This is a genomic window from Micromonospora sp. DT4 (genome assembly GCF_049841675.1).
Classification (GTDB): Bacteria; Actinomycetota; Actinomycetes; order Mycobacteriales; family Micromonosporaceae; genus Micromonospora.
On the sequence record NZ_JBNCKT010000032.1, the window covers coordinates 1 to 24,464 of the forward strand.

Sequence of the window (24,464 nt, forward strand, 5' to 3'; positions counted from 1 at the left end):
TGGCACTTCACCACCAACGACGCCCGTACCCGACTCCGCCACCTATACCCAGAACGTTAGACACGACGCTCTACTAGGGAGACCCCGGCGCTTTCGGTTACCCAGTTTTATCGATAGTTGTCTAACGACCCGAACGGCTGAGCACCTCTGCCGCAACGGACAGCCGGTCGCGCAGCAGGTCAGCGGTAGTCGTCCTCGTCCGCGGTGACCACCCGGGCCTGCTCCATGGCGTCCCAGTCGTCGACCTCCATGCCGCGGTGCGGCTCGGCGTCGACGTCGGCGGGGCCGACCATGGTGGCCTGCTCGACCGCGTCGGCCGGCTCCGCCTCCGGATCGCGTTCGTCTGCGGCGAGGTGGTCGCCGGGGGTGAAGTCCTCATCGGGCTGACCCATGGTCCCTCCGGGTTCTCGGGCACGATTCTCCCCACCGTACGGGCTGTGTCGGCGCCGCGCGCGGAAGCCGAGTCGGCGGAATCAACCCATGATGGCGCGGGCCGGTGCCAGGATGGTGCCGTGGGCTTCCTCATCCGACTGGCGATCACCGCTGTCGCGTTGTGGGTGACCACGCTGATCGTGCCCGGCGTCGACGTGCACGGCCGTTCGGGTAGCAACACGGTGCTCACGTTGATCGTGGTGGCGCTCATCTTCGGCGTGGTCAACGCGGTGCTCAAGCCGATCATCCGGGTGGTCGGCTGCGTGTTCTACCTGCTGACCCTGGGCCTGTTCGCGCTGGTCGTCAACGCGCTGCTCTTCCTGCTCACCGACCGGATCGCCCGCGGGCTCGACCTGCCGTTCCAGGTGGACGGCTTCTGGGCGGCGTTCTGGGGAGCGATCGTGATGACAGTGGTCACCTGGCTGATCAGCGTCATCGTGCCGGACCGTCTGGACAGCCGGTGAGCGGCTGACACCCCCCTCGGTTGGGCCTGCGCACCCCACCTGCGGGATACTGCCGGGCGGAGGACAGCGCGGTCCGGCGCACAGACGAACAACAGCGGCCAGTACGGCCGAGAGTGGTAAGTAAGGAGCGCATCACATGCCCATCGCTTCCCCCGAGGCCTACGCGGAGATGCTGGACCGCGCCAAGGCTGGCCGGTACGCGTACCCCGCGATCAACGTGACCTCCTCCCAGACGCTGAACGCGGCGCTCAAGGGCTTCGCCGACGCGGAGAGCGACGGCATCATCCAGGTCTCCACCGGTGGTGCCGAATACCTGTCCGGTCCCTCGATCAAGGACATGGTCACCGGCGCGGTGGCGTTCGCCGCGTACGCGCACGAGGTGGCCAAGAAGTACTCGGTCAACATCGCGCTGCACACCGACCACTGCCCGAAGGACAAGCTGGACAAGTTCGTCCGCCCGCTGATGGGCATCTCGCAGGAGCGGGTGAAGCGCGGCGAGGAGCCGCTGTACCAGTCGCACATGTGGGACGGCTCGGCCGTGCCGGTCGCCGAGAACCTGCAGATCGCCTCCCAGCTCCTCGACGAGGCCGCCAAGGCCAAGATCGTCCTGGAGATCGAGGTCGGCGTCGTGGGCGGCGAGGAGGACGGCGTCGAGAACGCCATCAACGACAAGCTCTACACCACCACCGAGGACGGCCTGGCCATGGTCGAGGCGCTCGGCCTCGGCGAGAAGGGCCGCTACATGGCGGCGCTGACCTTCGGCAACGTGCACGGCGTCTACAAGCCGGGCAACGTCAAGCTCCGCCCGGAGATCCTCAACCAGATCCAGGAGGCGGTCGGCGCCAAGTACGGCAAGGACAAGCCGCTGAGCCTGGTCTTCCACGGCGGCTCGGGTTCGCTCCTGAGCGAGATCCGTGAGGCCCTGGACTACGGCGTGGTGAAGATGAACATCGACACCGACACCCAGTACGCCTTCACGCGGCCCGTCGCCGACCACATGCTGCGCAACTACGACGGCGTGCTGAAGATCGACGGCGAGGTCGGCAACAAGAAGCAGTACGACCCGCGCGCCTGGGGCAAGGCCGCCGAGGCCGGCCTGGCCGCCCGCGTGGTCGAGGCGTGCGAGCACCTGCGCTCCACCGGCACCACGATGACCAAGTAACGACGTACCCGTCGACGGCCGGCTCCCCGTGCGGGGGTCGGCCGTCGCCGTTCACGCCGTCAACAGGCGGACGGCCTCCCGGACGTCGTCGGTGAGGTGGATCGTCGACGACAGGTCACCGAACGGCGAGGCGGCCAGCAGCGGGCGCAGCAGCGCCTCCACCGGCAGTTCCCGCGTCCAGTAGTCACGGTCCAGGAAGATGTACGCGCCGCTGGCCCCGTCGGTGCCGTAGTAGGTCTTGGTGGCCGCCTGGAACACCTCCTGCACCGTGCCCGCCCGCCCCGGCGCGAACACGATGCCACCCCGGGCGAGGCGCAGGATGGTGTCCTCCCGGATCGCGTTGGAGAAGTACTTCGCAATCCGTCCGGCGAACAGGTTCGCCGGCTCGTGCCCGTACAGCCAGGTCGGGATGGCCAGCCCACCGCTTCGCGCCCAGCCCAGATCGTCGCCGCGTTGCCGGGGCACACCCGCGTACCGCTGCCGGACCGTCAACGCCACCGCCGTGTACCGGTGGTGGTCGGTGAAGTCGGGCGCGGTGGCCAGCAGGTCGATCGCCGCGGTGAGGTCCGCCGCCGGTCGGTCTGCCAGGTACGCGCCCAGGTTCGCGGCCTCCATCACCCCAGGACCGCCGCCGGTGACCACCAGCCGGTCGGCCCGCGCCAGCTCCCAACCCAGCACAACCGCCATCCGGTACGCGGGACTGCCGCGCCGCACCGCGTGCCCGCCCATGATGCCCACCACCGACTGCGACCCGTGCGCGGCCAGCCAGGCCCGGGTGGCGTCGCCCAGCGCGTTGTCCACGCCATGGTCGTGCAGCCGCTGGCCGAGCGCCTCCTTCACGTCCGGCAGCGCGCCGCCGTGCGCCCGGTAGTGCTCGTAGACCCGGATGTCGTACATCCCGGTGAACCCGCCCTCGACGAACCCGGCAGCGAGGTCGTCCGGGGTGTAGAGGTGCGCCGGCTGGGTCGGGTACGGCAGCCCGGAGAACGGCGGCACCACGTTCGCGCCGCGCCGGACCAGGTCGGCGCCGACCTCCCGGGAGGCGAACCGGCAACCGACGAAGAGGGTGCCGGTGACGTCGACGCCGGTCAGGTCGGGCATCGGAGCGAGGTCGAGGCGCAGCCCCTGCACGGTCAGCCCGGTCAGGCGGCCGGTGACCAACTGCCGGTCGAACTCGTCCCGGGTCTGGATCTCGTCGGCGTGCAGGTGCGGTTCGATGACGTCCGTGGGTGGTGGGGTCGGCACCCGGCCATCCTGCCCCTTTGGCGGGGCCGACCAAACCCCGGGCGGCCCCCGGAAACGACAGGAGCCCGGTGGTCGTGGCCACCGGGCTCCTGCTTAACCGGTTCCTGGGGAGGCTCCGGACCATTAGTTGTAGTGGAAAACACCTGGCGGCGGCATAGGCCGCAGGCGTGATGAACTCCTCAGCCGTTCAGCGGAACGCGTCCGCCGACCCGCTCGCATGTCGCCCTGTCCAGCGGGTTGAATGGGGCGATGCAGAACCTTTTGCCGGAGCCACCGGCCACCCTCCTGCCCGCGAACGACGAGGCCGACGCCGCCCTGGCCGCTGCCCAGGAGGCCGGCACCGACGAGGCGTTCGCCGAGGTGGCGGCCCGCTTCCCGACCTTCAGCGCGGCCTGGGGCGCGCTCGCGGCCCGGGCGTTCGCGGCCGGTGCGGTGGTGACGGGGTACGCGTACGCCCGCACCGGCTACCACCGTGGCCTGGACCAGCTCCGCCGCAACGGTTGGAAGGGCCACGGGCCCGTGCCGTGGTCCCACGAGCCCAACCAGGGCTTCCTGCGCTGCCTGTACGTGCTCTCCCGGGCCGCCGACGAGATCGGCGAGGCCGACGAGGCGGCCCGCTGCGCCCAGTTCCTGCGCGACTGCGATCCGGAAGCGGCGGACGCGCTGGCCAGCAACTGACCCCGCTTCGACGGCCGGCCCGGCATCGGGCCGGCCGTCGGTTGCTCAGAGCCCCTCGGCGACCGCCGCCGCGATCTTCAGCCAGGCGTCCCGGGTGGCCGAGGACAGACCGCCGTACCGGATCGGCTCGCCGCTGTCGATGAGCCGCTCGTACGGCGCCAGCAGCACCGCCCGGGTCCGGGCCGCGAAGTGCTCCTGGATGGCCGGAAGGTCGATCTCCTTGCGGGACGGCGGCATCGACACCACGGTGACCGCCTGCCGGACCAGCCGCTGCCGGCCGCTCTGCTCCAGGTGGTCGAGCATCCGAGCAGCGGTCTCCGCCGAGTCGTTACGCGCGGACATGGTGACCACGAGCTGGTCGGTGGCGTCCATCGACGCCTGCCAGTTCTGCGCCCGGACGTTGTTCCCGGTGTCCACGAAGATCAACTTGTAGAACCGGCTGACCACCTCGCGGATCTCGGCGAACGCGGCAGCGGTCAGCATCTCGCCACCGGTGGCCGACTCGTCCGAGGCGAGCACGTCGAACATGCCCTCGCCCTGCGAGCGGACGTACTGCGACAGGTCACCGACCCGCCCGTGCGCGCCCTGGAACTGCCCGAGATCACGCAGCATGTCCCGCACCGTGCGGGAGTGGAAGTCCTGCTGGGCCCGCATGCCGAGGGTGCCCTGGGTCTCGTTGTTGTCCCAGGCCAGCACGTAGCCGCCGCGCTTCTGACCGAACGTCATGGCCAGCAGCAGGATGGCCACCGTCTTACCGGCGCCGCCCTTCGGGTTGACCACTGTCACCTGCCGCAGCCCACCGAAGTTGCGGCGCACCATCTCGATGTCCCGCTTGAGCTCCTGCTCGTGCCGCCCCGGCGAGAGCCGGAGCAGACCCATCTTGTTGACCACCGCCCGTACGCCCATGGTGGCCACCGGGTCGGCGGGTCGTACCTGCCGGCGACGGGCGAAGTCCTCGGCGGTCGGCGCGGCCGTGGTCTCCGGCGTCCACGTGGCGTCCGGGTAACCCGTGGCCGGCACCCGCGCCACCGGGTCGGTTTCCTGGCACTGCTGCGGCGGCGCTGGCGAAACAGCGGCCGCGCCCTGCTGCCAGGGTGGCGGATACCAGCCCGGCGACGGTGGGAACGGCCCCGGCGGCGGGGCCGGCACGGCGTCCTGCTGCGGCGACTCGACCGGTGCCGGGCCGGCCTGACCAGGGATCGCCGTCGAGTACATCTGCCCGGCGTAGGTCTGCCCGGCGTACGTCTGCCTCACCGCGCCGCCGTTGTCGACGGCAGGCGTCGGCGGTGGCGGAACGGGCGGGGCGGGAATCGGCGGCGGCGGGATGTTGGCCTGATCCGCCGACGGTGGCGGGCTGGCCGGTCGCTGCGGTGGATACGCCCAGGGGGATTCGGTCGCCGGCCGCGCCGCCCCGACGGCAGGCACGCTCTCCCCGCCACCCCGCGACGCCGGTTCCGCGCCTGGGCCTGCGGCGGTCGGGCCTGTCGTGCCTGGGCCTGCGGCGGTCGGGCCTGTCGTGCCTGGGCCTGCGGCGGTCGGGCCTGTCGTGCCTGGGCCTGCGGTGGCAGGGTTTGCCGTGCCTGGGCCTGCGGCGGTCGGGCCTGTCGTGCCTGGGCCTGCGGTGGCCGCTCGGTCGGCGGCTGCGACTGGGGCCGACGGGCGGTCCAGGGAGAAGGGCATATCCAGGTCGACGCCGCCGCCCGACACGGCTGGCGGCCCGGGGACCGTTCGCTGGCCGGGTTCGTCCGCCGGTTCCGCCCCGGTCGCGGTGCCTGCTGCCCCGGTCTTGGTTCCGGCCGGTCGGGTCGCGGTGCCTGTTGCCCCGGTGCCTGTTGTTCCGCCCGCACCGCCCGACGACGCGGAGGTTGACGCGGAGGTTGACGCGGAGGTGGTCGCCGGGGTCGTGGTGGCCGGGTTCGGCGTGGCGCTGTCGGTGGCCGGAGCGCCGGTGGTCGACGGCGACGAGTCGTTGCCGGGATCGACGAGTCCGCCCACCGCAGGCGGAAGCGGTGCCGTCGACGGAACAGGGGCCGTGGAGGGAGTGGGCGGCGCCGTCGACGCGGGTGGAGTGGGCGGCGGGTCGGCCGGCGGCCAGCTCGGCTGCGCCGGTGCCCAGCCCGTGCCCGGCCCGCCCGGCCCGTTGGTTCCCCAGCCGGTCGGTGGCGGCACCGCCCCGGTCAGCGACGGGTAGTCCGACGGGGACGGCGGGGGCAGAGCGGCGGCGCCCGGCTGCCCGGGTACCGGTGGACGGCCGGCCGGCGGTGCGGTGATCAGCGGCGAGACGGCCGGCGGTGCGGTGATCGGCGGTGCGGCGATCGGCGGCGAGACGGCCGGTGGCGCGGACGGCGACGGGCCACTCCGCTGCTTGGCGACCGCCGCCCACGGCGGCACCACCTCACCCGCGCCCTGCTCGGTCGGATCCGGTGGCCAGAGTGGTTCGATGTCTCGCTCCGGCACCGGCTGCTGGCCGGGCACCTGCGCCCGGTCGGCGTTCTTGTCCATTACGGTTCCTCCCCAGTCCTCCTGCGAGGATAGGCCGACCGGCCGACCAGGGCCGGTCGGCGCAACCGGGGTCAGACCGCCCAGACCGCCCAGGCGCCCGGCTCGACCCACCACGAGCGCTTGCGGGTCAGCTCCCCCTCGACGCCATCGTCGAGGTAGGGCACCTTTCCCTCGCGGGGCAGCACCGACACCGCCCGTCCATGCGCCCGCCGCACTTCGAGGCGTACCCGCTTGCGACCCAGGGCCGACCGGACGACCACCGGGACGGCCACCGCGACCTCGACCTGGCCGTCCGCCGGGTCCGGCGCGGCCAGCAACGCCACGTCATCGAGCGACGCGTACCCGCCGGCGTTGCCGACTGCGCAGGCCAACAGCGGTTCGTCACCGTCGGTGAGGATGGTGTCGTCGACCTCCACCCGGGCCCGCCAGGGCAGCGGGCGGCCCGCCTCGTCGGCGGCCCCGAGCAGTGCACCGTCCAGGGTCACCGAGCCGCCGTCGTTGCGCAGCAGGTCCAGCCGGCGCGGCGTGCCGTCCAGCACCGCAGCGGCCACGGCGGCCGGATCACGGGGCAACCCGAGCTGCGCGGCCAGGTCCCGCTGGATGCCGCCGCGCGCCGGGTCGAGAGGGAGTACGGCGACCGGCGGCAGGTCGGGCAGGGTCCGGTCGTCACGCAGGTCCGCCGGGCGGCGACTCGGCGCTGGCGCGTACCGTCGGACCAGCCGGCGCAGCACGGCGCGCAACTGACCGTCGCTGGCCGTGGCGACGACCAGCCGGGTCTTGCCGTCCGTGTCCGGCCAGGTGAGACCGTCCGGGCGGGCCGGGCCGTCGAGCTGAGCGAGTACGGCGTCGATCTCCGCGTCCGAGCGGGCGGTGACCGTCTGCACAAGGGCGCCCCGCGCGGTCAGCGCGTCGGCGCAGGCCAGCACCGGCACCCGGGGCCGGTCGGTGGCACAACTGTCCGTCGCTTCGGTGTCGGTCCCGTCGGTATCCGCGCTGGTTGCTGTCGTGCCGCCGCAGCAGGCCCCGCCGCTGCCGCACCCGCCGGAAGCGTCCCGCTCCGACGAGAGGGTGAGCAGCACCACGTCGTACACCGAAGGATCCTCCTGCCTCTCGGCGCGACCCCTGCCGGTCGCGCCGTCACTACTTGTTAACCTGACACCCCGGGCTCGCCAACCGGTCGCCACCTGGCACCCGAGCCTTCTGGAGGCGGAAGAGATGCCAGCGATCGTGCTCATCGGGGCTCAGTGGGGCGACGAGGGCAAGGGCAAGGTTACCGACCTGCTGGGTGAGCGGGTCGACTACGTCGTGCGCTACTCCGGCGGCAACAACGCCGGGCACACGGTGATCACCCCGGACGGCCAGAAGTACGCGCTGCACCTGATGCCCTCCGGGGCGCTCTCGCCGAGCGCGATGATCGTCATCGGCAACGGCGTGGTGGTCGACCCGAAGGTGCTCCTCGCCGAGATCGACGGTCTCGCCGCGCGCGGCGTGGACGTGTCCCGGCTGCGGATCTCCGGTGACGCGCACCTCATCATGCCGCACCACCGGGCGCTGGACCGGGTGGTCGAGCGGTACCTCGGCTCGTCCCGGATCGGCACCACCGGTCGGGGCATCGGCCCGGCGTACGGCGACAAGGTCGCCCGCATGGGCATCCGGCTCCAGGATCTGCTCGACCCGGGCATCCTGCGCAAGAAGCTGGAACTCGCGCTACGCGAGAAGAACCAGATGCTGTTCAAGGTCTACAACCGCAAGGCGATCGACCTTGAGGCCACGGTCGAGGAGTACCTGGAGTACGCGGAGCGGCTCAAGCCGTACATCACCGAGACCCGGGCCATGCTCTGGGACGCCCTGGATCGGGGCGAAACGGTGCTGCTGGAGGGCGCCCAGGCCACCATGCTGGACATGGATCACGGCACGTACCCCTTCGTGACCTCGTCCAACCCGACGGCCGGTGGCGCCTGTGTGGGCGCCGGCATCCCGCCGACCGCCATCAACCAGGTGATCGCGGTGAGCAAGGCCTACACCACGCGGGTCGGCTCCGGGCCGTTCCCCACCGAACTGTTCGACGCCAACGGCACGCACCTGCGCAAGATCGGCGCGGAGTACGGCACCACCACCGGCCGGGAGCGCCGGTGCGGGTGGTTCGACGCCGTGGTCGCCCGGTACGCCTGCCGCCTCAACGGCGTCACCGACCTGGTCATCACCAAGCTGGACGTGCTCACCGGGCTGCCGAAGGTCCCGATCTGCGTCGGCTACGAGATCAACGGCGAGCGGGTCGACGACATGCCGATGACCCAGACGGACTTCCACCACGCCACGCCGGTGTATGAGGAGCTGGACGGGTGGTGGGAGGACATCACCAAGGCCCGCACCCCCGAGGACCTCCCGGAGAACGCCCGCCGCTACATCGCCCGCATCGAGGAACTCTGCAACACGAGGGTGAGCGTCATCGGCGTAGGCCCAGGCCGAGACGAAAACGTAGTCCAACACCCCCTCCTCCCCTAACCCCCCGGGCGCTTTCGCCCAGGTGATCATGAGGTTGGCGAGGCCTCTGAAGATCGAGTTCCCCGCCAACCTCATGATCACCAGAGGCCGCGGGAGGTGTTGTCCACAGGGTTGTCCACAGGGATGGTGTGCCGGGTGCCCGGCGCGGCAGCGTGACTGCCGTGAATCGCACAGACCTCTTGCATTCCATCGCTGCCGAGTAAGATGGGTTGGTCACCCGGGGGCAGGCGATGCGGGTCGGATTCAGCCGGAACGATATCGATCAGCTTGCAGCCGTCGGCCGGTGGCGGCGGGCGGCCCGGGCGGTTTACCTGACGCGTGGCCGTCCCGGCGACCCGCTCGGCCGTCGATGTCGCATCCGCGCTGGCGTGCTCTCGCTGGGTCCGCCCGCGCACGCGGTATTCGGGACGGCGGCTGAACTGCACGGCATTGCCGGCCTGCCGCAACGTGACGAGATCCACGTGGCGCTGCCCGGTAGGGCGGCCAGGTTGGCGCGGATCGCAGATCCGGCCATTGTGTTGCACCAGCTCGAACATCCGCCGGCCACGGTGTGCAGGCTGAACGGAATCGCGGTAACCACGCCGCTGACGACCGTCAGCGAGATCATCCTTCGGGAGCACCGGTACGCCTCGGTCTCGGTGCTCGATTCGGCCCTCAATCGTGGCCTGCTCACGGTCGACTGCCTGGCGAGCATTCCGACGTTGATCAAGGGTCGGCGGGGCGCGGTCGCGGCACGGGGTTACCTCGCCGAGGCCGACGGCCGGTCTCAGTCACCGTTGGAAACCCGCACCCGCCTCCGCTGCGTCGATGGTCGGGTGCCGCCCGACGTTCTCCAGCTAGAGATCCGTGATCCGGACGGCTACCTCCTGGGGGTCGGTGACCTCGGCTGGCGCCGCCCGCAGGTGGTCGCGGAAGCGGACGGTCGGGATGTCCACAGCCTCCCGGAGGCAGTCTTCGCCGACCGGCGCCGCCAGAACCGTCTCGTCAACGCCGGCTGGACCGTCCTCCGGTTCACCTGGCAGGACACGATGCAACCCGATTACATCCCTTGGGCGGTCCGCCAGGCCATCGCCGCCGCCCGACCTCATCGATCATGAGATTAGCGACCTAGTGGATCAAAACTGGCCCCGCCAACCTCATGATCACCGAAGCTGCGGCGGGGGGCGGGGGTGGGTGGGGGTGGGGCGGTAGGGTGGGCGGTTGTGCGGGTTCTCTTGGTGGGTGGTGGGGGGCGCGAGCATGCGCTTGCCCTCGGGTTGGTGCGCGATTCGGCTGTCTCGGCGTTGATCGCCGCTCCGGGTAATCCGGGGATCGCCGATGTCGCTGAGCTGCGGTCCGTCACCGCGACCGATCCGGCCGCCGTTGCCGCGCTGGCGGTGGAGACCGCTGCTGACCTGGTGGTGATCGGTCCGGAGGCGCCGCTGGTCGCCGGTGTCGCCGACGCGGTACGTGCCAAGGGCATCGCCGTGTTCGGCCCGTCGGCCGAGGCCGCCCAGTTGGAGGGTTCCAAGGCGTTCGCCAAGGACGTGATGACTGCCGCCGGTGTGCCGACCGCCCGGGCGTACGTCTGCACCGACGAGGAGAGCACCGCGCGGGCGCTCGACGAGTTCGGCGCACCGTACGTGGTGAAGGACGATGGTCTCGCCGCTGGCAAGGGCGTGGTGGTGACCGACGACCGGTCCGCCGCGCTGGCGCACGCCGCGGAGTGTGGCCGGGTCGTGGTCGAGGAGTTCCTCGACGGCCCGGAGGTCAGCCTGTTCGTGGTCACCGACGGGGAGGCCGCGCTGCCGCTGCTGCCCGCGCAGGACTTCAAGCGGATCGGCGACGGCGACACCGGCCCGAACACGGGCGGCATGGGAGCGTACGCGCCACTGCCCTGGGCGCCGCCGAGCCTGGTCGACGACGTCATGCGCGACGTGGTCCACCCGACGCTTGCCGAGTTGCGGCGGCGGGGCACGCCGTTCGCGGGGCTGCTCTACGTCGGCCTCGCGATGACCGCCACCGGCCCTCGGGTGATCGAGTTCAACGCGCGGTTCGGTGACCCGGAGACCCAGGTGGTGCTCGCGCTGCTGGAGACCCCGCTGGGTGGGTTGTTGCACGCGGCGGCCACCGGCACGCTGGCCGAGCATCCGCCGCTGCGGTGGCGGGACGGCGCCGCGGTCACCGTGGTGCTCGCCGCGCAGGGCTATCCCGCCGCGGCGCGCAGCGGTGACGTGATCACCGGCGCGGACCGGCCGGGCATCATCCACGCGGGTACCGCCCGCCGGGCGAGCGACGGCGCGTTGCTGTCCGCCGGCGGCCGGGTCCTCTGTGGTACGGCCACCGGCCCCGACCTGGCGACCGCCCGGGACGCGGCGTACGCCCTAGTGGACGGGGTGGAGTTGGTCGGCGCGCAGCACCGCAACGACATCGCCGCCGCCGCGATCGAGGGTCGGATCACGATCCCGGGCTGAGCTTGTCAGCCGTTGTAGCGCCGTAGTTCCCGGGCGAGCACCTTGCCGGTGGCGTTGCGGGGCAGGTACTTCACGAAGACCACGTCCCGGGGTACGGAGAAGCGGGCCAGGTAGTGCCGGACGTACTCGCGGACCGCCTCGGGGTCGAGCGTCTCGCCGGGGTGCAGAGCGAGGAACGCGGCCAGGCGCTGGCCGTACGCGGGGTCGGGTACGCCGATCACGGCCGCCTCGCGTACCTGCGGTAGCTGGGCGAGCAGATCCTCCACCTCGGACGGGAACACGTTCTCGCCCCCGGAGACGATCATGTCGTCGGCCCGGCCGTCGACGAAGAGCAGCCCGTCGGCGTTGAGTCGGCCGAGGTCGCCGGTGTCGAGCAACCCGTCGCGGGTTTCCCGGGTGGCGCCGGAGGTGTAGCCCTCGAAGAGCATCTCGTTGCCCACGAAGATGCGCCCGACCCGTCCCTCCGGCACCGGCTGGCCGTTGGCGTCGAGCAGTTCCAGTCGGGTGCCGTGCGGCGGTCGGCCGGCCGTGGTGGGCGCCTGGCGCAGATCCGCCGGGTTGGCGATGGATGCCCAGGAGACCTCGGTGGATCCGTACAGGTTGTAGAGGACGTCTCCGTACACGTCCATGAACTTCGGGGCGAGCCCACCGGGCAGGGCCGACCCGCTGACCGCGACGACCTTGAGCGTCGGGCACGGGTCCGGCGGGGGCACCTCCAGCAGCCGCTGGAGCATCACGGGGACGGCGAAGAGGGCGTCGCAGCGGTGTGCCACCAGGGCGGCGAGCGTGGCGGCCGGGTCGAAGCGGCGGTGCAGCACGATGGTGGCACGCAGCGCGAAGCATACCTGCAGGGCGGCGAATCCCCAGGTGTGGAAGATTGGGGCGGCGATCAGCACCCGCTCCTTCGTGTGCAGGGGAATGCGGTCGATGATGGACACGAGCGGCCCGAAACCGTTGGGTGTGGGGCGGCGGGCGCCCTTGGGAGCGCCGGTGGTGCCCGAGGTGAGCACGATGATGCGGCCGTCGCGCTCCGGCGGGTGCAGTTCGCCCGGCAAGGCCCCGGCCACCAACTCCTCGCGGGCGCGCTCGTCGAGGCGGGGCAGTTCGGCGGGGAGACCGAGGACCCGTTCGGCGAACTCGTCGTCGTGCACCAGCAGCCGCAGCCGTTGTTCCTCGGCGACGGTCGCCAACTGGGCGGCGGAGAGGCCCGTGTTGACCAGGACCGCGTCGACGCCGAGCAGGGTCGCCGCGACGATCGTCTCGATCAGTCCGTGGTGGTTGCGGCAGAGCACGCCGATCCTGTCGCCGGGTTGTACGCCGAGGCCGGACCGCATTGACCGGGCCATCCGCTCGGCCCGGTCGAGGAGAGTCTGATAGGTCAACTCGACGCCGTCCTCGTCGATGACCGCCGGTCGGCCGGGGTCGCGGGCGGCCGCTTGGAGCAGCTCGCCAGCGAGGCTCCATCCCCAGGTACGCAGCGCGTTGATCTGCGAGGCGATCCGGACCGGACGGCCCGGGTTGAGCAGACCGCGACGGGTCAGCGTGGTGACGACGAACGGCAGGTCCATGCCGCAGACCTCCTCGGGGTGGTACGCGGGACAGCCCCATCGTCGGGGCGTCTTCCTTGAGCATGCACCCGGCGCGTCGGTGGGCCCAGCCGACGTCGGCGTGGGGTGATGTAGTCGGCACGGATAGACAGGAGCGGGCCGCCCGGGCCGGACCGGGCGACACCCGACCCGAACGACCGCCGGCCGGGCGGGCCGACGGTCGGAGCGACCGCCGGCCCGCAGGCCGCCGCCCTGGGCGGCAGCCGGCCCCAAGGACCCCGCCGCCCTGGGCGGCCGCCGGCCCCAAGGACCGCCGGTCGGAGCGGAGGAACCGCTTCAGCGGCCGGCGGCGGGAGCGTCAGCGGATCTGCATGCCGGAGATCGCCCGGGAGATCACCAGGCGCTGGATCTCGGACGTACCCTCGAAAATGGTGTAGATCTTGGCGTCGCGGTACCAGCGCTCCACCGGGTGGTCGCGCAGGAAGCCTGCCCCGCCGAGGAGCTGCACGGCCTTCTCGGTGACCGACACCGCGACCTCACCGGCCTTGAGTTTGGACATCGAGCCCTTGCCCCCCGTGAACGGGCGGTTGTTGCGGCCCATCCACGAGGCCCGCCACACCAGCAGCCGGGCCGCGTCGATCTCCATCCGCATGTCGGCCAGCGCGAACGCGACCGCCTGGTTCTCGATGATCGGCCGGCCGAACTGGACCCGGTCCTTGGCGTAGTCCAGGGCGTACTCGTAGGCGGCTCGGGCCACGCCGAGCGCCTGTGCGCCGACGGTGGGTCGGGACAGCTCGAAGGTGCGCATGGCCGCCTGGCCGGAGGCACGTTGCCCCGACCGGGCCCGGGCCAGCCGCTCGTCCAGGGCGTCCTTGCCGCCGAGCAGGCAGCGGCCGGGCACGCGTACCCCGTCGAGGAAGACGTCGGCGGTGTGGGACGCGCGGAGACCCAGCTTGCGCAGCTTGCGGGTCGCGGCCAGGCCGGGGGTGCCCGGCGGTACGACGAACGCCGCCTGGCCGCGCGAGCCGAGCGTGGGGTCGACCGAGGCGGTGACCACGTGCACTCCGGCGATGCCGCCGTTCGTGGCGTACGCCTTCTGGCCGGTGAGCACCCACTCGTCGCTGGCCTCGTCGTAGACGGCGCGGGTGCGCATGGCGCCGACGTCGGAGCCGGCCTCGGGTTCGCTGGTGCAGAACGCGGCGACGGCCGGAGAGTCGACGTCGCCGAAGCACTGCGGCACCCACTCGACCATCTGGTCGGGTGTGCCGGCACCGTAGATGGCGGCGACGGCGAGCGAGGTGCCGAAGATGCTCAGCCCGATGCCGGCGTCACCCCAGAAGAGTTCCTCGCTGGCGATGGGCAGGGAGAGTCCGGTCGGGTCTGCCCAGCAGGTGGCGAGGAATTCGAAGCCGTAGAGGCCGACCTTGGCGGCCTCCTGGATCACCGGCCACGGGGTGTCCTCGCGCTCGTCCCACTCGGCGGCGGCCGGGCGCACGACCTCGGCGGCGAAGCCGTGCACCCAGTCGCGTAGATCCCGCTGTTCCTCGTTCAGGTCGAGCGAGAACTCGGCCATGTCAGGCCTTGGGGATGTCGAACAGGTTGGCGATGTTGGCGGCGAGGCCCAGGTCGCCCTTCGCCTTCAGCTTGCCGGTCATGAACATCATCACCGGGTTGGCGCCACCGGAGACGATCTTCAGGAACTCGACCGGGCCCATGGTGAGGCTCAGCTTCGGGTCGTGCTGCGGGGTCTCATTCACCGCGCACCTGCCGTCGGCGATGACCACCTCGTAGGTGTCGCTGCCGCCGTCCGGACGGCCGGTGATGATCCAGTGGATGACCGCGTTGGTGGAGCCGGCCCGGTCCGCGCGGAACAGCGACGGCATCCGGCCGAACACCTCACCGAGGACCTTGCCGCGCAGGTCACCGGACATCACCTGGGCGATCTTGTCGTCCGGGGTGGACTTGACCAGCTGGGCGAACTCCTTGGGCCCGACATTGGCGAAGTTGGCCGGGTCGAAGTCAGTCATGAGACGCGCCTTCCGGAAGATTTGGCTACTCGCGCGTAACCCTACGCACGAGTAGGTATGCTCGCAAGGTGTCCACCGTTCCCGCCTTCAAGCGCCTGCCGCGCGCCGTCCGCGAGCAGCAGATGCTCGACGCGGCCGTGAAGGTCTTCTCCCGGCGCGGCTTCCACGCCGCCAACATGGACGAGATCGCGGAGGACGCCGGCATCTCCAAACCGATGGTGTACGCGTACCTCGGCACCAAGGAGGAGCTGTTCGTCGCCTGCCTGCACCGGGAGGGGACCCGGATGATGCAGGCCATCGCCGGTGCCGCCGCCCCCGATCTGCCCGCCGACGAGCGGCTGTGGCGTGGGCTGAAGGCGTTCTTCGGCTTCGTCGGCGCCCACCGCGACGGCTGGGCGGTGCTCTACCGGCAGGCCCGGGGCGAGCAGCCGTTCGCGGGTGAACTGGCCACCATGCGCGCCCGGCTGGTCGAGGTGGTCGCCGGGATGCTCGACCACGCGCTGCGCGAAGAGGGCCGCGAGATCGCGCCAACCGACCTGGAGGTCGTCGCGTACGCCTTGGTCGGCGCGACCGAGTCGCTGGCCGACTGGCTCGCGGACCACCCGGAGGCCGACCCGGAGAAGACGGCCACCCGGATGATGAACGTGGCCTGGCTCGGCGCCGCCCAGCTTCTGCACGGCGTCACCTGGCGTCCGCCGGCCGACTGACGGCCTCGGCGGAGACGGCGTCGGGGCCCGGCTGGCAGGCACGCGCCGCGCGGCGTCCGCAGAGCCAGCGAACCACCTCGACGACCACCGTCACCGAGAGGGCGAGACCCAGCCCGAGCAGGGGACCGCCCAGGGGATCCAGCCAGCCGGACGGCGGTAGCGGGCAGACAGCGAGGGGTCAGCGGCGGGAGGCGGCGTGGCGGTGGGCTCGTCGGCGCAGCCAGCGGATTCCCTCCAGGCCGAACGTGACGATCACCGAGACCCCCACACCGACCAGGACCCCACGTATCGGGTCCCGTTCGAAGGCCAGGCCGCCGAAGTAGCCGAGCAGCCCGCAGTACAGCGCCCAGGTGAACGCCCCGATGCTGTCGTACAGCAGGAACGCGCGGCGGGGGTAGCTCACGGCGCCCATGGTGAGGGTGACGGCGGTCCGGCCACCCGGCACGTACCGGCTGGTGGTCAGGATCATCCCGCCCCGGCGGTCCACCGCGCGTCGGGCCCACTCGGAACCGGCCCGCCGACGGCTGCCGTCGGGCAGCCGGGCCAGCCGGCTCGCGCCGCCGCCACGTCCGATGGCGTACGAGATGTGGTCGCCGACCAACGCGCCGACGCCGGCGCTGACGATCACAAGGGTCAGGCTGGGATGACCGCCGCTGGCGGACAGCACCCCGGCGGTGATCACGGCTGCCTCGCCGGGCACCGCCGGGAAGAACGCGTCGACCGCGGTGAGTCCGAAGATCAACAGGTACACCCAGGGCGAGGTGACCGTCCCACGGAGGAGGTCGAGCAGGGCGTCCATCCCCCCATGCTCGCCGGGCGCGATCCGCCTGGTGGCCGAGTCGCCGGATCACGCACCAGCGGTCGCGGCGCTATCGGCCAGAGCTGCCGGGGCGACGAGCGGACCGTGCGCCCGCTTGTCGTCGGCGGTGGGCCCGTGCGAGGTCAGCACCACCGGCGTGGCCAACTCCGCGCCCACCGCCTCGGCCCAGTCGGCCGGTGGGTCGTCGTACACCGGACGGGAAAGCAGGAGGCGGGCGGTGAGCGCGGCCTGCCGGTCCAGGTCGCCGGGCGGCCCCGGGGTGAGCCGGTCGCCTGTGTCGTAGCGGCGGCAGATCCGCAGGTCGGGGCCGGCGAGATCGAGGTGGGTCAGCGCCAGGCCGTCGACACCGCCGGCCACCGCGAGGGCGTACCGGTGGGCGACCGCGTCGAAGTGGCCGAACCGGAAGCGCCCCTGCCACGGGTTCGTCGGGTTGTGCCGGTCAGCGAAGGGCAGAGCCGGGTCCTCGGTCACCAGCGGGCCGGGGCCGTGCCGGGTGGTGACCACGCGCAGCACACCGATCCGGGTCACGTCGCCGGCCAGGCCCGCCTCGGCGAGCAGGCTGTCCGCCTTGCCGAACGTGGTGGTGCTCCACGTGGTGTACGGGTGGAAGCCGTGCCACTCGTCGAGCAACACCCCCTGCGCGCCCTCGAAGACGCAGGTCCCGGAACGTAGCGCCCCGGCCAGCCAGCTCCCGTCGACGATGGCGACCCGGCCGCCGAACCCGGTGAACGCGGGCAGGCAGTCCTCGACCGGCGGCGCGTCCAGCGGGCCGAGTTCGGCGGTCAACCGGTCCCGCAGGGTGGTCAGCCTTCGGCGCAGCAGGGCAGGGTGCCGGCAGTCGGCGACCCGGGGCGCGTCGTCCGGGTGGGCGAGACCGTACGCGACGGCCTCACCCACCCCCAGCCCGCAGGAGCCGTGCCGGTCGGCTCCCCGGGCGATCTCGCGGGCCCGGTTGGCGGCCCGGTGGTACGGGGTGGCGAGCAGTGCCGCCCCGTCGACGGTCAGCCGGTCGAACGCGTCGGGCACCCCGATCGTGGCGAGATGGTCGGCCTCGGCGGCCAGCGCCAGCGGGTCCACCACCACGTGCCGGGACAGGTGCGTGCCGACACCGGGATGGAACGTGCCCGCGCCGAACTGGGCGAACGTGTGGTGCCGCCCGTCGCGCAGCACGACGTTGTGCGCCGCCTGCGCGCCCCCGTTGAAGCGGACCACCGTGTGCACGGGCCGGGTGGCGCAGAGCCAGTCCACGACCGTGCCCTTGCCCGCGTCGCCGTAGCCGAGGTCGACCACCGCCACGTGCCTCACAGCCGGGTCACCCCGCTCGCGGTGTCGTGGAACGCCGGCAGCGTCGACACCTCGGACCGCCGCCCCCGGCCGAGCCGGGCCAGCGCCTTCGACACGGTCCCGGTGGCGCCGGAGCCGGCGCGGTCCAGGTGTCGCAGGCCCTCGTCCAGGTCGATGGCCTGCTCACCGAGGCCGATGGTGAGCGCGATGGTCTCGCAGACCGCGTCCAGGTCGTCGAGTACGACGGTGTTCTGCCCGAGCAGGTCCCGCCAGAAGTCGAGCACCTTGGCGTTGCCGGCGTAGTGGCTGCCGGCGGGGAGCAGGTAGTAGGTGTCCCAGCGGCGGGTCACCTCGTCGACGACCTGCCGCAGCGGCACGTCCTCGGTGAGGTTGTCGCCGATCAGGCCGGCCGCCTCCCGGGCCTTGACCCGCGGGTACGCCAGTTCGTCGCCGATGATGAACAGGTAGCCGCGTCGGCCGCGCTTCTCCCAGTTGTCGGTTGCGGTGTGCCGGGCCATGAAGTACATGGCCAGCTCGTAGGACTCGGTCATCTGCCCGCCGCCACCGCCTTCGAGGACGATGCGGCCGAGGTCGTCGTCCATCCGGTTGTCCGACTCGAACTGGCCAACCTGCAACGGCACCCGGTCGCAGGTGGCGTCGCCGATCGCGCCGAACATGATCTGCGGGTCGCTGGCGTAGCCCTGCCGTTGCAGCAGCCCGAGGAGCTGCGGCAGCTTGGTCTGGAGGACGCGCGGCACCTTGAGCATCGAGCCGGTCACGTCGAAGAGCACCGCGACAGGCGTCGACCGGGGGTGCTCGGCGGAGTCGCGGCTTTCCCGGGTCGCGTCCCGGGGGTCGAGCGCGGGGTGCACGGTGCGCGCGCCGCTGTCGCTGTAGGAGAAGGCGCTCTTGCCGGTGGACCGCCGGTAGCGGTCGGCGGCGTCGTACACGTCGGTGGACCAGGTTCCACTGCCCATGACAGCTCCTCTAGAGGGTGAAGGGTCGGAAGGTGCGTGGCCCGTAGAGCCGGTCCAGCACCTGGTCGAGTTCGCGCAGCAGACGCCAGGCGTCGTCGGGTCGGGCGTCCAGGGCGCGCTGCCGGCAGCCCTGCGCGAAGGTGTCCAGCTCGCGGGGTGCGCGTGGCCCCATCAGCCAGCTCATGCACCGGCTGGCCATCGCGATGTCGGTGCCCGGACCGCAGGGCCGCCTGCGCAGGACCTCCTTCGGATACCAGTCCTCGTGGTTCGGCACGAGCGCCGGGATCGTGCCGTCCGTTCGGGCCGAGAAGCACCAGTCGACGAGCACCACGCCGTGGGCGGCCGGCTCGATCAGCACGTGGCGCGGCAGGACTGCGCCGTGCACCACGCCGGCCCGGTGGGCCAGGCCGAGCGCCACCAGCAGCCGCCGCCATATCCAGGCCGCGTCCCGGGCGTCCAACCCGTCGGGGTACGCGCGCCGTACCTCGTCGAGGTCGTGCAGGCCGGGCGCGGTGGCGAGCACGGTGATCTGCCGCTCTGCCCCGGTGGCGGAGTCGCGGTGCCGGAACTCGTCGACCAGCCGGGGCACGTACGGCAGGTAGCGCGGGTCGCCCCGCTCGGCGATGGTGCGCAGGGCGTGCGCCTCGCGGGCCATCAGGTCGTTGTCGGTGGGTTGCCTGGGGAGTTTGAGTAGTCGATCGTCGCCGACGTCGTAGAGGTCGGCCAGGTCGCCGGAGTGGGCCGGTGCGCCGATCCGGTAGTCGCCGAGGACGGTGGTCCGCCGGGCCTGCCACCGGGTCGTGACGTGGACGAACGCGTCGAGGGCTTCGGCGCGTACTCCCGGGTCTGTCGGCAGGCGGTCGGGGTGCAGGGCCGCGACCAGCTCGCGGTAGCGGCGGGCCGGCTTGTCGGTGCCGAACAGGTCGGCGTCGGTGCGCGCGGCCGTGACCAGGTCGATGGCCTCGGCGGGCCTCATCGGACCGTCTCCTCGCGGGCGGGGCGCAGCAGCGCCGGGTGCAGCAGCCGGGCGTCGCCGGCCCGGTAGAGCCGGGCGCGGGGGCCACCCCGAGCGCCGCCGCGTTCGGTGCTGGCGCCGGTGCTCTCGACGAAGCCCGGCACCGAGAGCACCTTGCGGTGGAAGTTGCCGGGGTGCAGTGGGTGCCCCCAGACCGTTTCGTAGACGGCGCGCAGCTCGCTGATCGTGAACTCGGCGGCGAGGAAGCGGGTCGCCAGCGGCGTGTACTCCAGCTTGGACCGGGCCCGCTCCAGCGCGTCGTCGATGATCCGGCCGTGGTCGAAGGCGAGCTGCCGGCTGCTCAGCGCGGTCACCGGCAGCCAGATCGCCTCGTCGGCGTCGGTGCCGGCCGCCGGGTCCGGCAGGTCGGGGGCGAACGCGAGGTGGGCGATCGAGACGACGCGCATCCGCGGGTCACGGTCGGGACCGCCGTAGCTGCCCAACTGCTCCAGGTGTACGCGCCGCAGCCCCTCGCCACCGAGCCCGGTCTCCTCGGCCAGCTCCCGTCGGGCACCGGTGGTCAGGTCCTCCTCCGGGCGGACGAAGCCGCCGGGTAGCGCCCAGTGCCCCGCGAAGGGCGCCTCACCGCGTCGGATCAGCAGCAGGTGCAGCTCGCCGTCGCGGATGGTCAGCGCCACCACGTCGACGGTCACGGCGACCGACGGGTAGGCCCGCGGGTCGTACGCGGCCAGGAAGTCCTGCTCGTTCATCGGAGTCTCTCTCGTCTTGAGAACATCTCGTTGTGAGAACAACGTAGCGCAGACGTGCGCCCCTGCCAAGCCCGAACCGGGATCGGCAGGGGGTGCGTCAATGCACGAGACCCACCAGGTGCGGCCGGCCGCGCGAGTCGTGCAGGGCGAACCCGTCGTCCGGCAGGACGGCGAAGTGCACCGTGCTCGGCAGCGGAACGGGCAGCTTGAAGGCCACCTCGACGGTGTGGGCGTCCGGCAGCCGCGTCTCGAGCGCCGCGAGACAACGCGCCTTGCTCCACATGCCGTGCGCGATCGGCCGGCGGAAGCCGAACAGCCGCGCGCCGAGCCGGGAGGTGTGGATCGGGTTGTGATCCCCGGAGACGCGCGCGTACTCGGTGCCGACCCGGGGCTCGACCCGCCAGCGGGCCGTAGCGGCCGGCGCCTCGGGCCGCTCGCCCCGGTCGCGCCGCGCATCGCCGTCGGTCGTGCGCTCCCGACCCAGATACGTCGAGACGCCGCGCCAGACCTCCTCCCCGTCGACCGAGCCGACCAGCACCACGTCCACCTGCCGCCCCCGGCCGTGCGGGCGCAGATCCTGGGCGTACGTCGTGAAGTCGAGGACCTTGTCGGCAGTGATCGGGCGGTGCGTGGTGATCCGGTTGCCGACGTGCACCACGCCGGTCAGCGGGATGGGGAAGCCGGGTGCGGTCATCAACCGCAGGGCCAGCGGAAAGCCCAACACGTGCGGGTACGTGGCGGGCAGCCGGTCGGTGAGCCGGAACCCGCAGACCCGGTCGTAGTCGGCCAGGTGTGCCCGATCGGTGCGTACCCCGTGCACGGCGAACTCGACAGCCGGCAGGTCGGTCCCACGCTGCCCCCGGCCGAGGCCCGGCAGCGCCCCGAGCGCGGCCCGCCGGTACAGCGCCCCGGCCGCCGGCATCCGGGCCAGCTCGACGCGGTCGCGGCTGCCCGTGCCGGTCGGCCGGTCACCGCTGAGGTCGCTGGTCACCTGGGCTGCGGACGCGCTCAGGTCGCTGGTCACCTGGGCTGCGGACGCGCTCAGGTCGTGCGTCTGCTCGACGCTCAGGTCGGCGTCGGCGGATTCCGGCCGGCGGATTGCGCCCAGCGTCTCCCGCGACAGGATCTCGGTCGGGCCCTCGATCAGCTCGTGGACCGACAGCTCGTCCGGCTCTCTCCTCCTGGCCATCACGCCCCCAGCAGGCTCTGGCCGCAGACCCGGACCACGTTGCCGCTGACCGCGCCGCTCGCCGGCCAGGCCAACCAGCCGATCGTCTCGGCCACGTCCGCCGGCAGCCCGCCCTGGGCCAGGCTGTTCATCCGTCGGCCCGCCTCGCGGACGACAAGCGGGATGCGGGCGGTCATCCGGGTCTCGATGAAGCCGGGCGCCACCGCGTTGACGCTGATCCCCCGCCCGCGCAGGGCCGGGGCCAGCGAGTCGACCAGGCCGATCACGCCGGCCTTGCTGGTGGCGTAGTTGGTCTGCCCCCGGTTGCCGGCGATCCCGGCGATCGAGGACACGCCGATGATCCGCCCGCCGGCTGGGATCAGCTTCCGTTCCAGCAACACGTCGTTGATCCGCTCCTGACTGGACAGGTTGACGTCGATGACCTGGTCCCAGCGGTCGGCGTCCATCCGGCCGAGCGTCTTGTCCCGGGTGATGCCGGCGTTGTGCACCACCGCGTCGACGCGCCCGTGCCGGGTCGCCAGATGGTCGGCGAGCCGGGTCGGCGCGTCCGGCACGGTCAGGTCCAGCTGCACGGCCGTACCGCCGCTGTCGTTCGCCACCACCGCGAGGGCGTCCCCGGCCGCCGGCACGTCCAGCGCGACGACCTGGGCGCCGTCGCGGGCGAGGACCCGGGCCAAGGCCGCGCCGATGCCCCGGGCCGCCCCGGTGACCAGCACGACCTGCCCGTCCAGCGGGCGGTCCCAGTCCGCCGACGCGGTCGCCGCGCCGGCGCCGACCCGGACGACCTGTCCCGAGACGTACGCGGACCGCCCGGAGAGGAGGAACCGGAGGGTCGATTCGAGGCTCGTGGTTGTGCCAGGTGAGTGGGCCAGGCCGTCCGCCGCGGTACTGCCTGCGCGGGTCACCTGGACGAGCTGGGCGGTGGTGCCCCGGCCAAACTCCTTGCCGATGCTGCGCACCAGCCCCTCAAGGGCGCGCTGGGCGGTCGCCTCCCGCGGTGTCGGGCACTCGCCGGGTGGAGTGCCGAGCACGATCACCCGGCCGCTGGGCAGCAGCGTGCGGGCGTGCGGGTGGAAGAAGTCGTAGAGCTGGCGCAGTTGCGTCGAGTCGGTGATGCCGCTGGCGTCGTACACCAGTGCGCCGAAGCGGTCCTGCGCCGTGACGGTGCCGGTGTCGCGCAGCTCGACCCCGGCGGTGGTCAGGATCGTGGTGACCGGCTCGGCGAGCCGGCCGCCGCCGGCCGCGCCGAGCAGCGCCGGCCCGGGCAGCAGCGGGTCGCCGGGCTGATGTCGGCGCAGTCGCGGCGGGTCGGGTAGCCCGAGGCGCTTGACCAGCGCGCGGCCGGCGGCCGATTGGACGAAGCTCGCGTACCTGTCGGTCATGGGCGTAGCCTACTGGCGAGTAGGGTTCGAGCAACACTTGCCGAGGAGGCGGATCGTGCAGAGCATCCGGAGGGTCGCGGTCATCGGGGGCAACCGCATCCCCTTCGCCCGTTCCAACTCCCGCTACGCGGACGCGTCCAACGCGGACCTGATCGGCGCGGCGCTGGACGGTCTGATCGCCCGCTACGGGCTGGCCGGGCAGCGGGTCGGCGAGGTCGTGACCGGGGCGGTGCTCAAGCACTCCCGCGACTTCAACCTCACCCGCGAGGTGGTCCTCGGCTCCCGGCTCGACCCGCACACCCCGGCGTACGACATCCAGCAGGCCTGCGGCACCGGCCTGGAGGCGGCGATCCTCGTCGCCAACAAGATCGCCCTCGGTCAGCTCGACGTGGGCATCGCCGGCGGTGTCGACACCACCTCCGACGCGCCCCTCGCGGTCAACGAGGACATGCGGCGTACGCTGCTCAAACTCAACTCCGCCCGCACGGTCGGCCAACGGCTGAGGATCGCCGCGAAGCTCCGCCCGCTCCAGCCGTTCAAGCCCGAGATCCCCCGCAACGCCGAACCGCGTACCGGGCTGTCCATGGGGGACCACGCTGCCCGTACCGCCCTGCGCTGGCAGATCGACCGGCGCTCCCAGGACGAGCTGGCGCTGCACTCGCACCAGCGGCTCGCCGCCGCGTACGACAGGGGTTTCTTCGACGACCTGATGACGCCCTACCTGGGGCTCACCCGCGATCAGAACCTGCGCCCCGACAGCAGCCTGGAGAAGCTCGGGTCGCTCAAGCCGGTCTTCGGCACCCGCGGCCCGGACGGCGAGCAGGCCACCATGACCGCCGGCAACTCCTCGCCGCTCACCGACGGCGCCTCCACCGTGCTGCTGGCCAGCGAGGAGTGGGCGAACGCGCACAACCTGCCGGTGCTGGCCTGGTTCAGCTGGTCGGAGACGGCGGCCGTGGACTTCGTGCACGGCGACGAAGGGCTGCTGATGGCCCCCGCGTACGCGGTGCCCCGGATGCTGGCCCGCGCCGGGCTCACGTTGCAGGACTTCGACTACTACGAGATCCACGAGGCGTTCGCCTCGCAGGTGCTGGCCACCCTCGCCGCGTGGGAGTCGCCGGAGTTCTGCAAGGACCGGCTCGGCCTGGACGCCCCGCTCGGCGCGATCGACACCGACCGGCTCAACGTGAACGGCTCGTCGCTGGCCGCCGGGCACCCGTTCGCCGCCACCGGTGGACGGATCGTCGCCACGCTGGCCAAGCTGCTGGCCTCCAAGGGCAGCGGACGAGGGCTGATCTCCATCTGCGCGGCGGGCGGCCAGGGCGTGACGGCGATCCTGGAACGCTGAGCCCCGCCCGCGTGCTG

23 protein-coding genes and 1 pseudogene are annotated in these 24,464 nt (G+C 72.3%); 9 read left to right on the plus strand and 15 right to left on the minus strand.

Annotation, left to right across the window (positions count from 1 at the left end; genetic code table 11):
• Window positions 1-179 precede the first annotated feature (179 nt).
• Window positions 180-392, minus strand: a complete 213-nt coding sequence (locus tag ACLQ24_RS12225) for a hypothetical protein (protein ID WP_425891272.1) — start codon at window positions 390-392, stop codon at window positions 180-182.
• Window positions 393-512: 120 nt separating this feature from the next.
• Here ACLQ24_RS12225 and ACLQ24_RS12230 point away from each other — a divergent pair, with 120 nt between their 5' ends.
• Both ACLQ24_RS12230 and fbaA read left to right on the plus strand, forming a co-directional pair.
• Complete coding sequence (locus ACLQ24_RS12230) at window positions 513-896, plus strand: phage holin family protein (protein WP_425891273.1); 384 nt, start codon at window positions 513-515, stop codon at window positions 894-896.
• 136 nt (window positions 897-1,032) lie between these two features.
• Complete coding sequence (gene fbaA, locus ACLQ24_RS12235; RefSeq protein ID WP_425891275.1) at window positions 1,033-2,058, plus strand: class II fructose-bisphosphate aldolase; 1,026 nt, start codon at window positions 1,033-1,035, stop codon at window positions 2,056-2,058.
• A 51-nt stretch (window positions 2,059-2,109) separates the two neighbouring features.
• On the opposite strand, the gene ACLQ24_RS12240 is transcribed toward fbaA, so the two are convergent.
• Window positions 2,110-3,303, minus strand: coding sequence for an LOG family protein (locus ACLQ24_RS12240; RefSeq protein WP_425891277.1), 1,194 nt, complete (start codon window positions 3,301-3,303; stop codon window positions 2,110-2,112).
• Window positions 3,304-3,552: 249 nt separating this feature from the next.
• Here ACLQ24_RS12240 and ACLQ24_RS12245 point away from each other — a divergent pair, with 249 nt between their 5' ends.
• Window positions 3,553-3,981, plus strand: coding sequence for a DUF3151 domain-containing protein (locus tag ACLQ24_RS12245; RefSeq protein WP_425891279.1), 429 nt, complete (start codon window positions 3,553-3,555; stop codon window positions 3,979-3,981).
• Between the two features lie 45 nt (window positions 3,982-4,026).
• On the opposite strand, the pseudogene ACLQ24_RS12250 reads toward ACLQ24_RS12245, so the two are convergent.
• Window positions 4,027-5,828 (minus strand): annotated as a pseudogene (locus ACLQ24_RS12250) (chromosome partitioning protein).
• On the opposite strand from ACLQ24_RS12250, the gene ACLQ24_RS12255 reads away from it, so the two are divergent.
• Complete coding sequence (locus ACLQ24_RS12255) at window positions 5,807-6,172, plus strand: hypothetical protein (RefSeq protein WP_425891281.1); 366 nt, start codon at window positions 5,807-5,809, stop codon at window positions 6,170-6,172. The pseudogene ACLQ24_RS12250 and the gene ACLQ24_RS12255 sit on opposite strands and share 22 nt — an antisense overlap.
• Window positions 6,173-6,554: 382 nt before the next feature.
• Here the strand turns inward: ACLQ24_RS12255 and ACLQ24_RS12260 are convergent, their stop codons facing one another.
• Complete coding sequence (locus ACLQ24_RS12260; protein WP_425891283.1) at window positions 6,555-7,574, minus strand: hypothetical protein; 1,020 nt, start codon at window positions 7,572-7,574, stop codon at window positions 6,555-6,557.
• Window positions 7,575-7,698: 124 nt separating this feature from the next.
• Between ACLQ24_RS12260 and ACLQ24_RS12265 the strand changes: the two genes are divergently transcribed.
• On the plus strand, window positions 7,699-8,988 hold the full coding sequence (locus ACLQ24_RS12265) for an adenylosuccinate synthase (protein WP_425891285.1): 1,290 nt from the start codon (window positions 7,699-7,701) through the stop codon (window positions 8,986-8,988).
• Between the two features lie 77 nt (window positions 8,989-9,065).
• Here ACLQ24_RS12265 and ACLQ24_RS12270 read toward each other — a convergent pair whose 3' ends face one another.
• Entirely contained in the window at window positions 9,066-9,524 is a 459-nt protein-coding gene (locus ACLQ24_RS12270) for a hypothetical protein (RefSeq protein ID WP_425891287.1), read from the minus strand.
• Between the two features lie 12 nt (window positions 9,525-9,536).
• Here ACLQ24_RS12270 and ACLQ24_RS12275 point away from each other — a divergent pair, with 12 nt between their 5' ends.
• A complete protein-coding gene (locus ACLQ24_RS12275) occupies window positions 9,537-10,085 on the plus strand; it encodes a hypothetical protein (RefSeq protein ID WP_425891289.1) in 549 nt (182 codons plus the stop codon).
• A gap of 105 nt (window positions 10,086-10,190) precedes the next feature.
• Window positions 10,191-11,441: a phosphoribosylamine--glycine ligase gene (purD, locus tag ACLQ24_RS12280; RefSeq protein WP_425891290.1), complete on the plus strand. Its 1,251-nt coding sequence runs from the start codon at window positions 10,191-10,193 to the stop codon at window positions 11,439-11,441.
• A 5-nt stretch (window positions 11,442-11,446) separates the two neighbouring features.
• On the opposite strand, the gene ACLQ24_RS12285 is transcribed toward purD, so the two are convergent.
• The 3 genes from ACLQ24_RS12285 to ACLQ24_RS12295 form a co-directional block, all read right to left on the minus strand.
• Window positions 11,447-13,009 (minus strand): AMP-binding protein, encoded by a 1,563-nt coding sequence (locus tag ACLQ24_RS12285; protein ID WP_425891292.1) that lies wholly within the window; start codon window positions 13,007-13,009, stop codon window positions 11,447-11,449.
• A gap of 337 nt (window positions 13,010-13,346) precedes the next feature.
• Complete coding sequence (locus tag ACLQ24_RS12290; RefSeq protein WP_425891293.1) at window positions 13,347-14,561, minus strand: acyl-CoA dehydrogenase family protein; 1,215 nt, start codon at window positions 14,559-14,561, stop codon at window positions 13,347-13,349.
• Window position 14,562: 1 nt separating this feature from the next.
• Window positions 14,563-15,015 (minus strand): SCP2 sterol-binding domain-containing protein, encoded by a 453-nt coding sequence (locus ACLQ24_RS12295; protein ID WP_425891294.1) that lies wholly within the window; start codon window positions 15,013-15,015, stop codon window positions 14,563-14,565.
• Between the two features lie 68 nt (window positions 15,016-15,083).
• On the opposite strand from ACLQ24_RS12295, the gene ACLQ24_RS12300 reads away from it, so the two are divergent.
• Window positions 15,084-15,722: a TetR/AcrR family transcriptional regulator gene (locus ACLQ24_RS12300; protein WP_425891295.1), complete on the plus strand. Its 639-nt coding sequence runs from the start codon at window positions 15,084-15,086 to the stop codon at window positions 15,720-15,722.
• Between the two features lie 178 nt (window positions 15,723-15,900).
• Here the strand turns inward: ACLQ24_RS12300 and ACLQ24_RS12305 are convergent, their stop codons facing one another.
• From ACLQ24_RS12305 to ACLQ24_RS12335, 7 genes are all read right to left on the minus strand, one after another.
• Window positions 15,901-16,521: a DedA family protein gene (locus tag ACLQ24_RS12305; protein WP_425891296.1), complete on the minus strand. Its 621-nt coding sequence runs from the start codon at window positions 16,519-16,521 to the stop codon at window positions 15,901-15,903.
• 48 nt (window positions 16,522-16,569) lie between these two features.
• Window positions 16,570-17,847, minus strand: a complete 1,278-nt coding sequence (locus tag ACLQ24_RS12310; RefSeq protein WP_425891298.1) for an adenylosuccinate synthetase — start codon at window positions 17,845-17,847, stop codon at window positions 16,570-16,572.
• The gene (locus ACLQ24_RS12315) at window positions 17,844-18,803 is read right to left on the minus strand and encodes a hypothetical protein (protein WP_425891299.1); all 960 of its coding nucleotides are present in this window, start codon (window positions 18,801-18,803) and stop codon (window positions 17,844-17,846) included. Before ACLQ24_RS12315 ends, ACLQ24_RS12310 begins: the two co-directional genes overlap by 4 nt.
• A 10-nt stretch (window positions 18,804-18,813) precedes the next feature.
• Complete coding sequence (locus ACLQ24_RS12320) at window positions 18,814-19,779, minus strand: serine/threonine protein kinase (protein WP_425891301.1); 966 nt, start codon at window positions 19,777-19,779, stop codon at window positions 18,814-18,816.
• Window positions 19,776-20,528, minus strand: coding sequence for an NUDIX hydrolase (locus ACLQ24_RS12325; protein WP_425891303.1), 753 nt, complete (start codon window positions 20,526-20,528; stop codon window positions 19,776-19,778). The genes ACLQ24_RS12320 and ACLQ24_RS12325 overlap by 4 nt, the downstream gene beginning before the upstream one ends.
• Before the next feature lie 97 nt (window positions 20,529-20,625).
• A complete protein-coding gene (locus ACLQ24_RS12330; protein WP_425891340.1) occupies window positions 20,626-21,450 on the minus strand; it encodes a MaoC family dehydratase in 825 nt (274 codons plus the stop codon).
• A gap of 266 nt (window positions 21,451-21,716) precedes the next feature.
• On the minus strand, window positions 21,717-23,099 hold the full coding sequence (locus tag ACLQ24_RS12335; RefSeq protein ID WP_425891304.1) for a 3-oxoacyl-ACP reductase: 1,383 nt from the start codon (window positions 23,097-23,099) through the stop codon (window positions 21,717-21,719).
• 55 nt (window positions 23,100-23,154) lie between these two features.
• Between ACLQ24_RS12335 and ACLQ24_RS12340 the strand changes: the two genes are divergently transcribed.
• Window positions 23,155-24,447 carry an acetyl-CoA C-acetyltransferase gene (locus tag ACLQ24_RS12340; RefSeq protein WP_425891305.1) on the plus strand — a complete coding sequence of 431 codons (1,293 nt, stop codon included), beginning with the start codon at window positions 23,155-23,157 and terminating at the stop codon, window positions 24,445-24,447.
• Window positions 24,448-24,464: the final 17 nt, after the last annotated feature.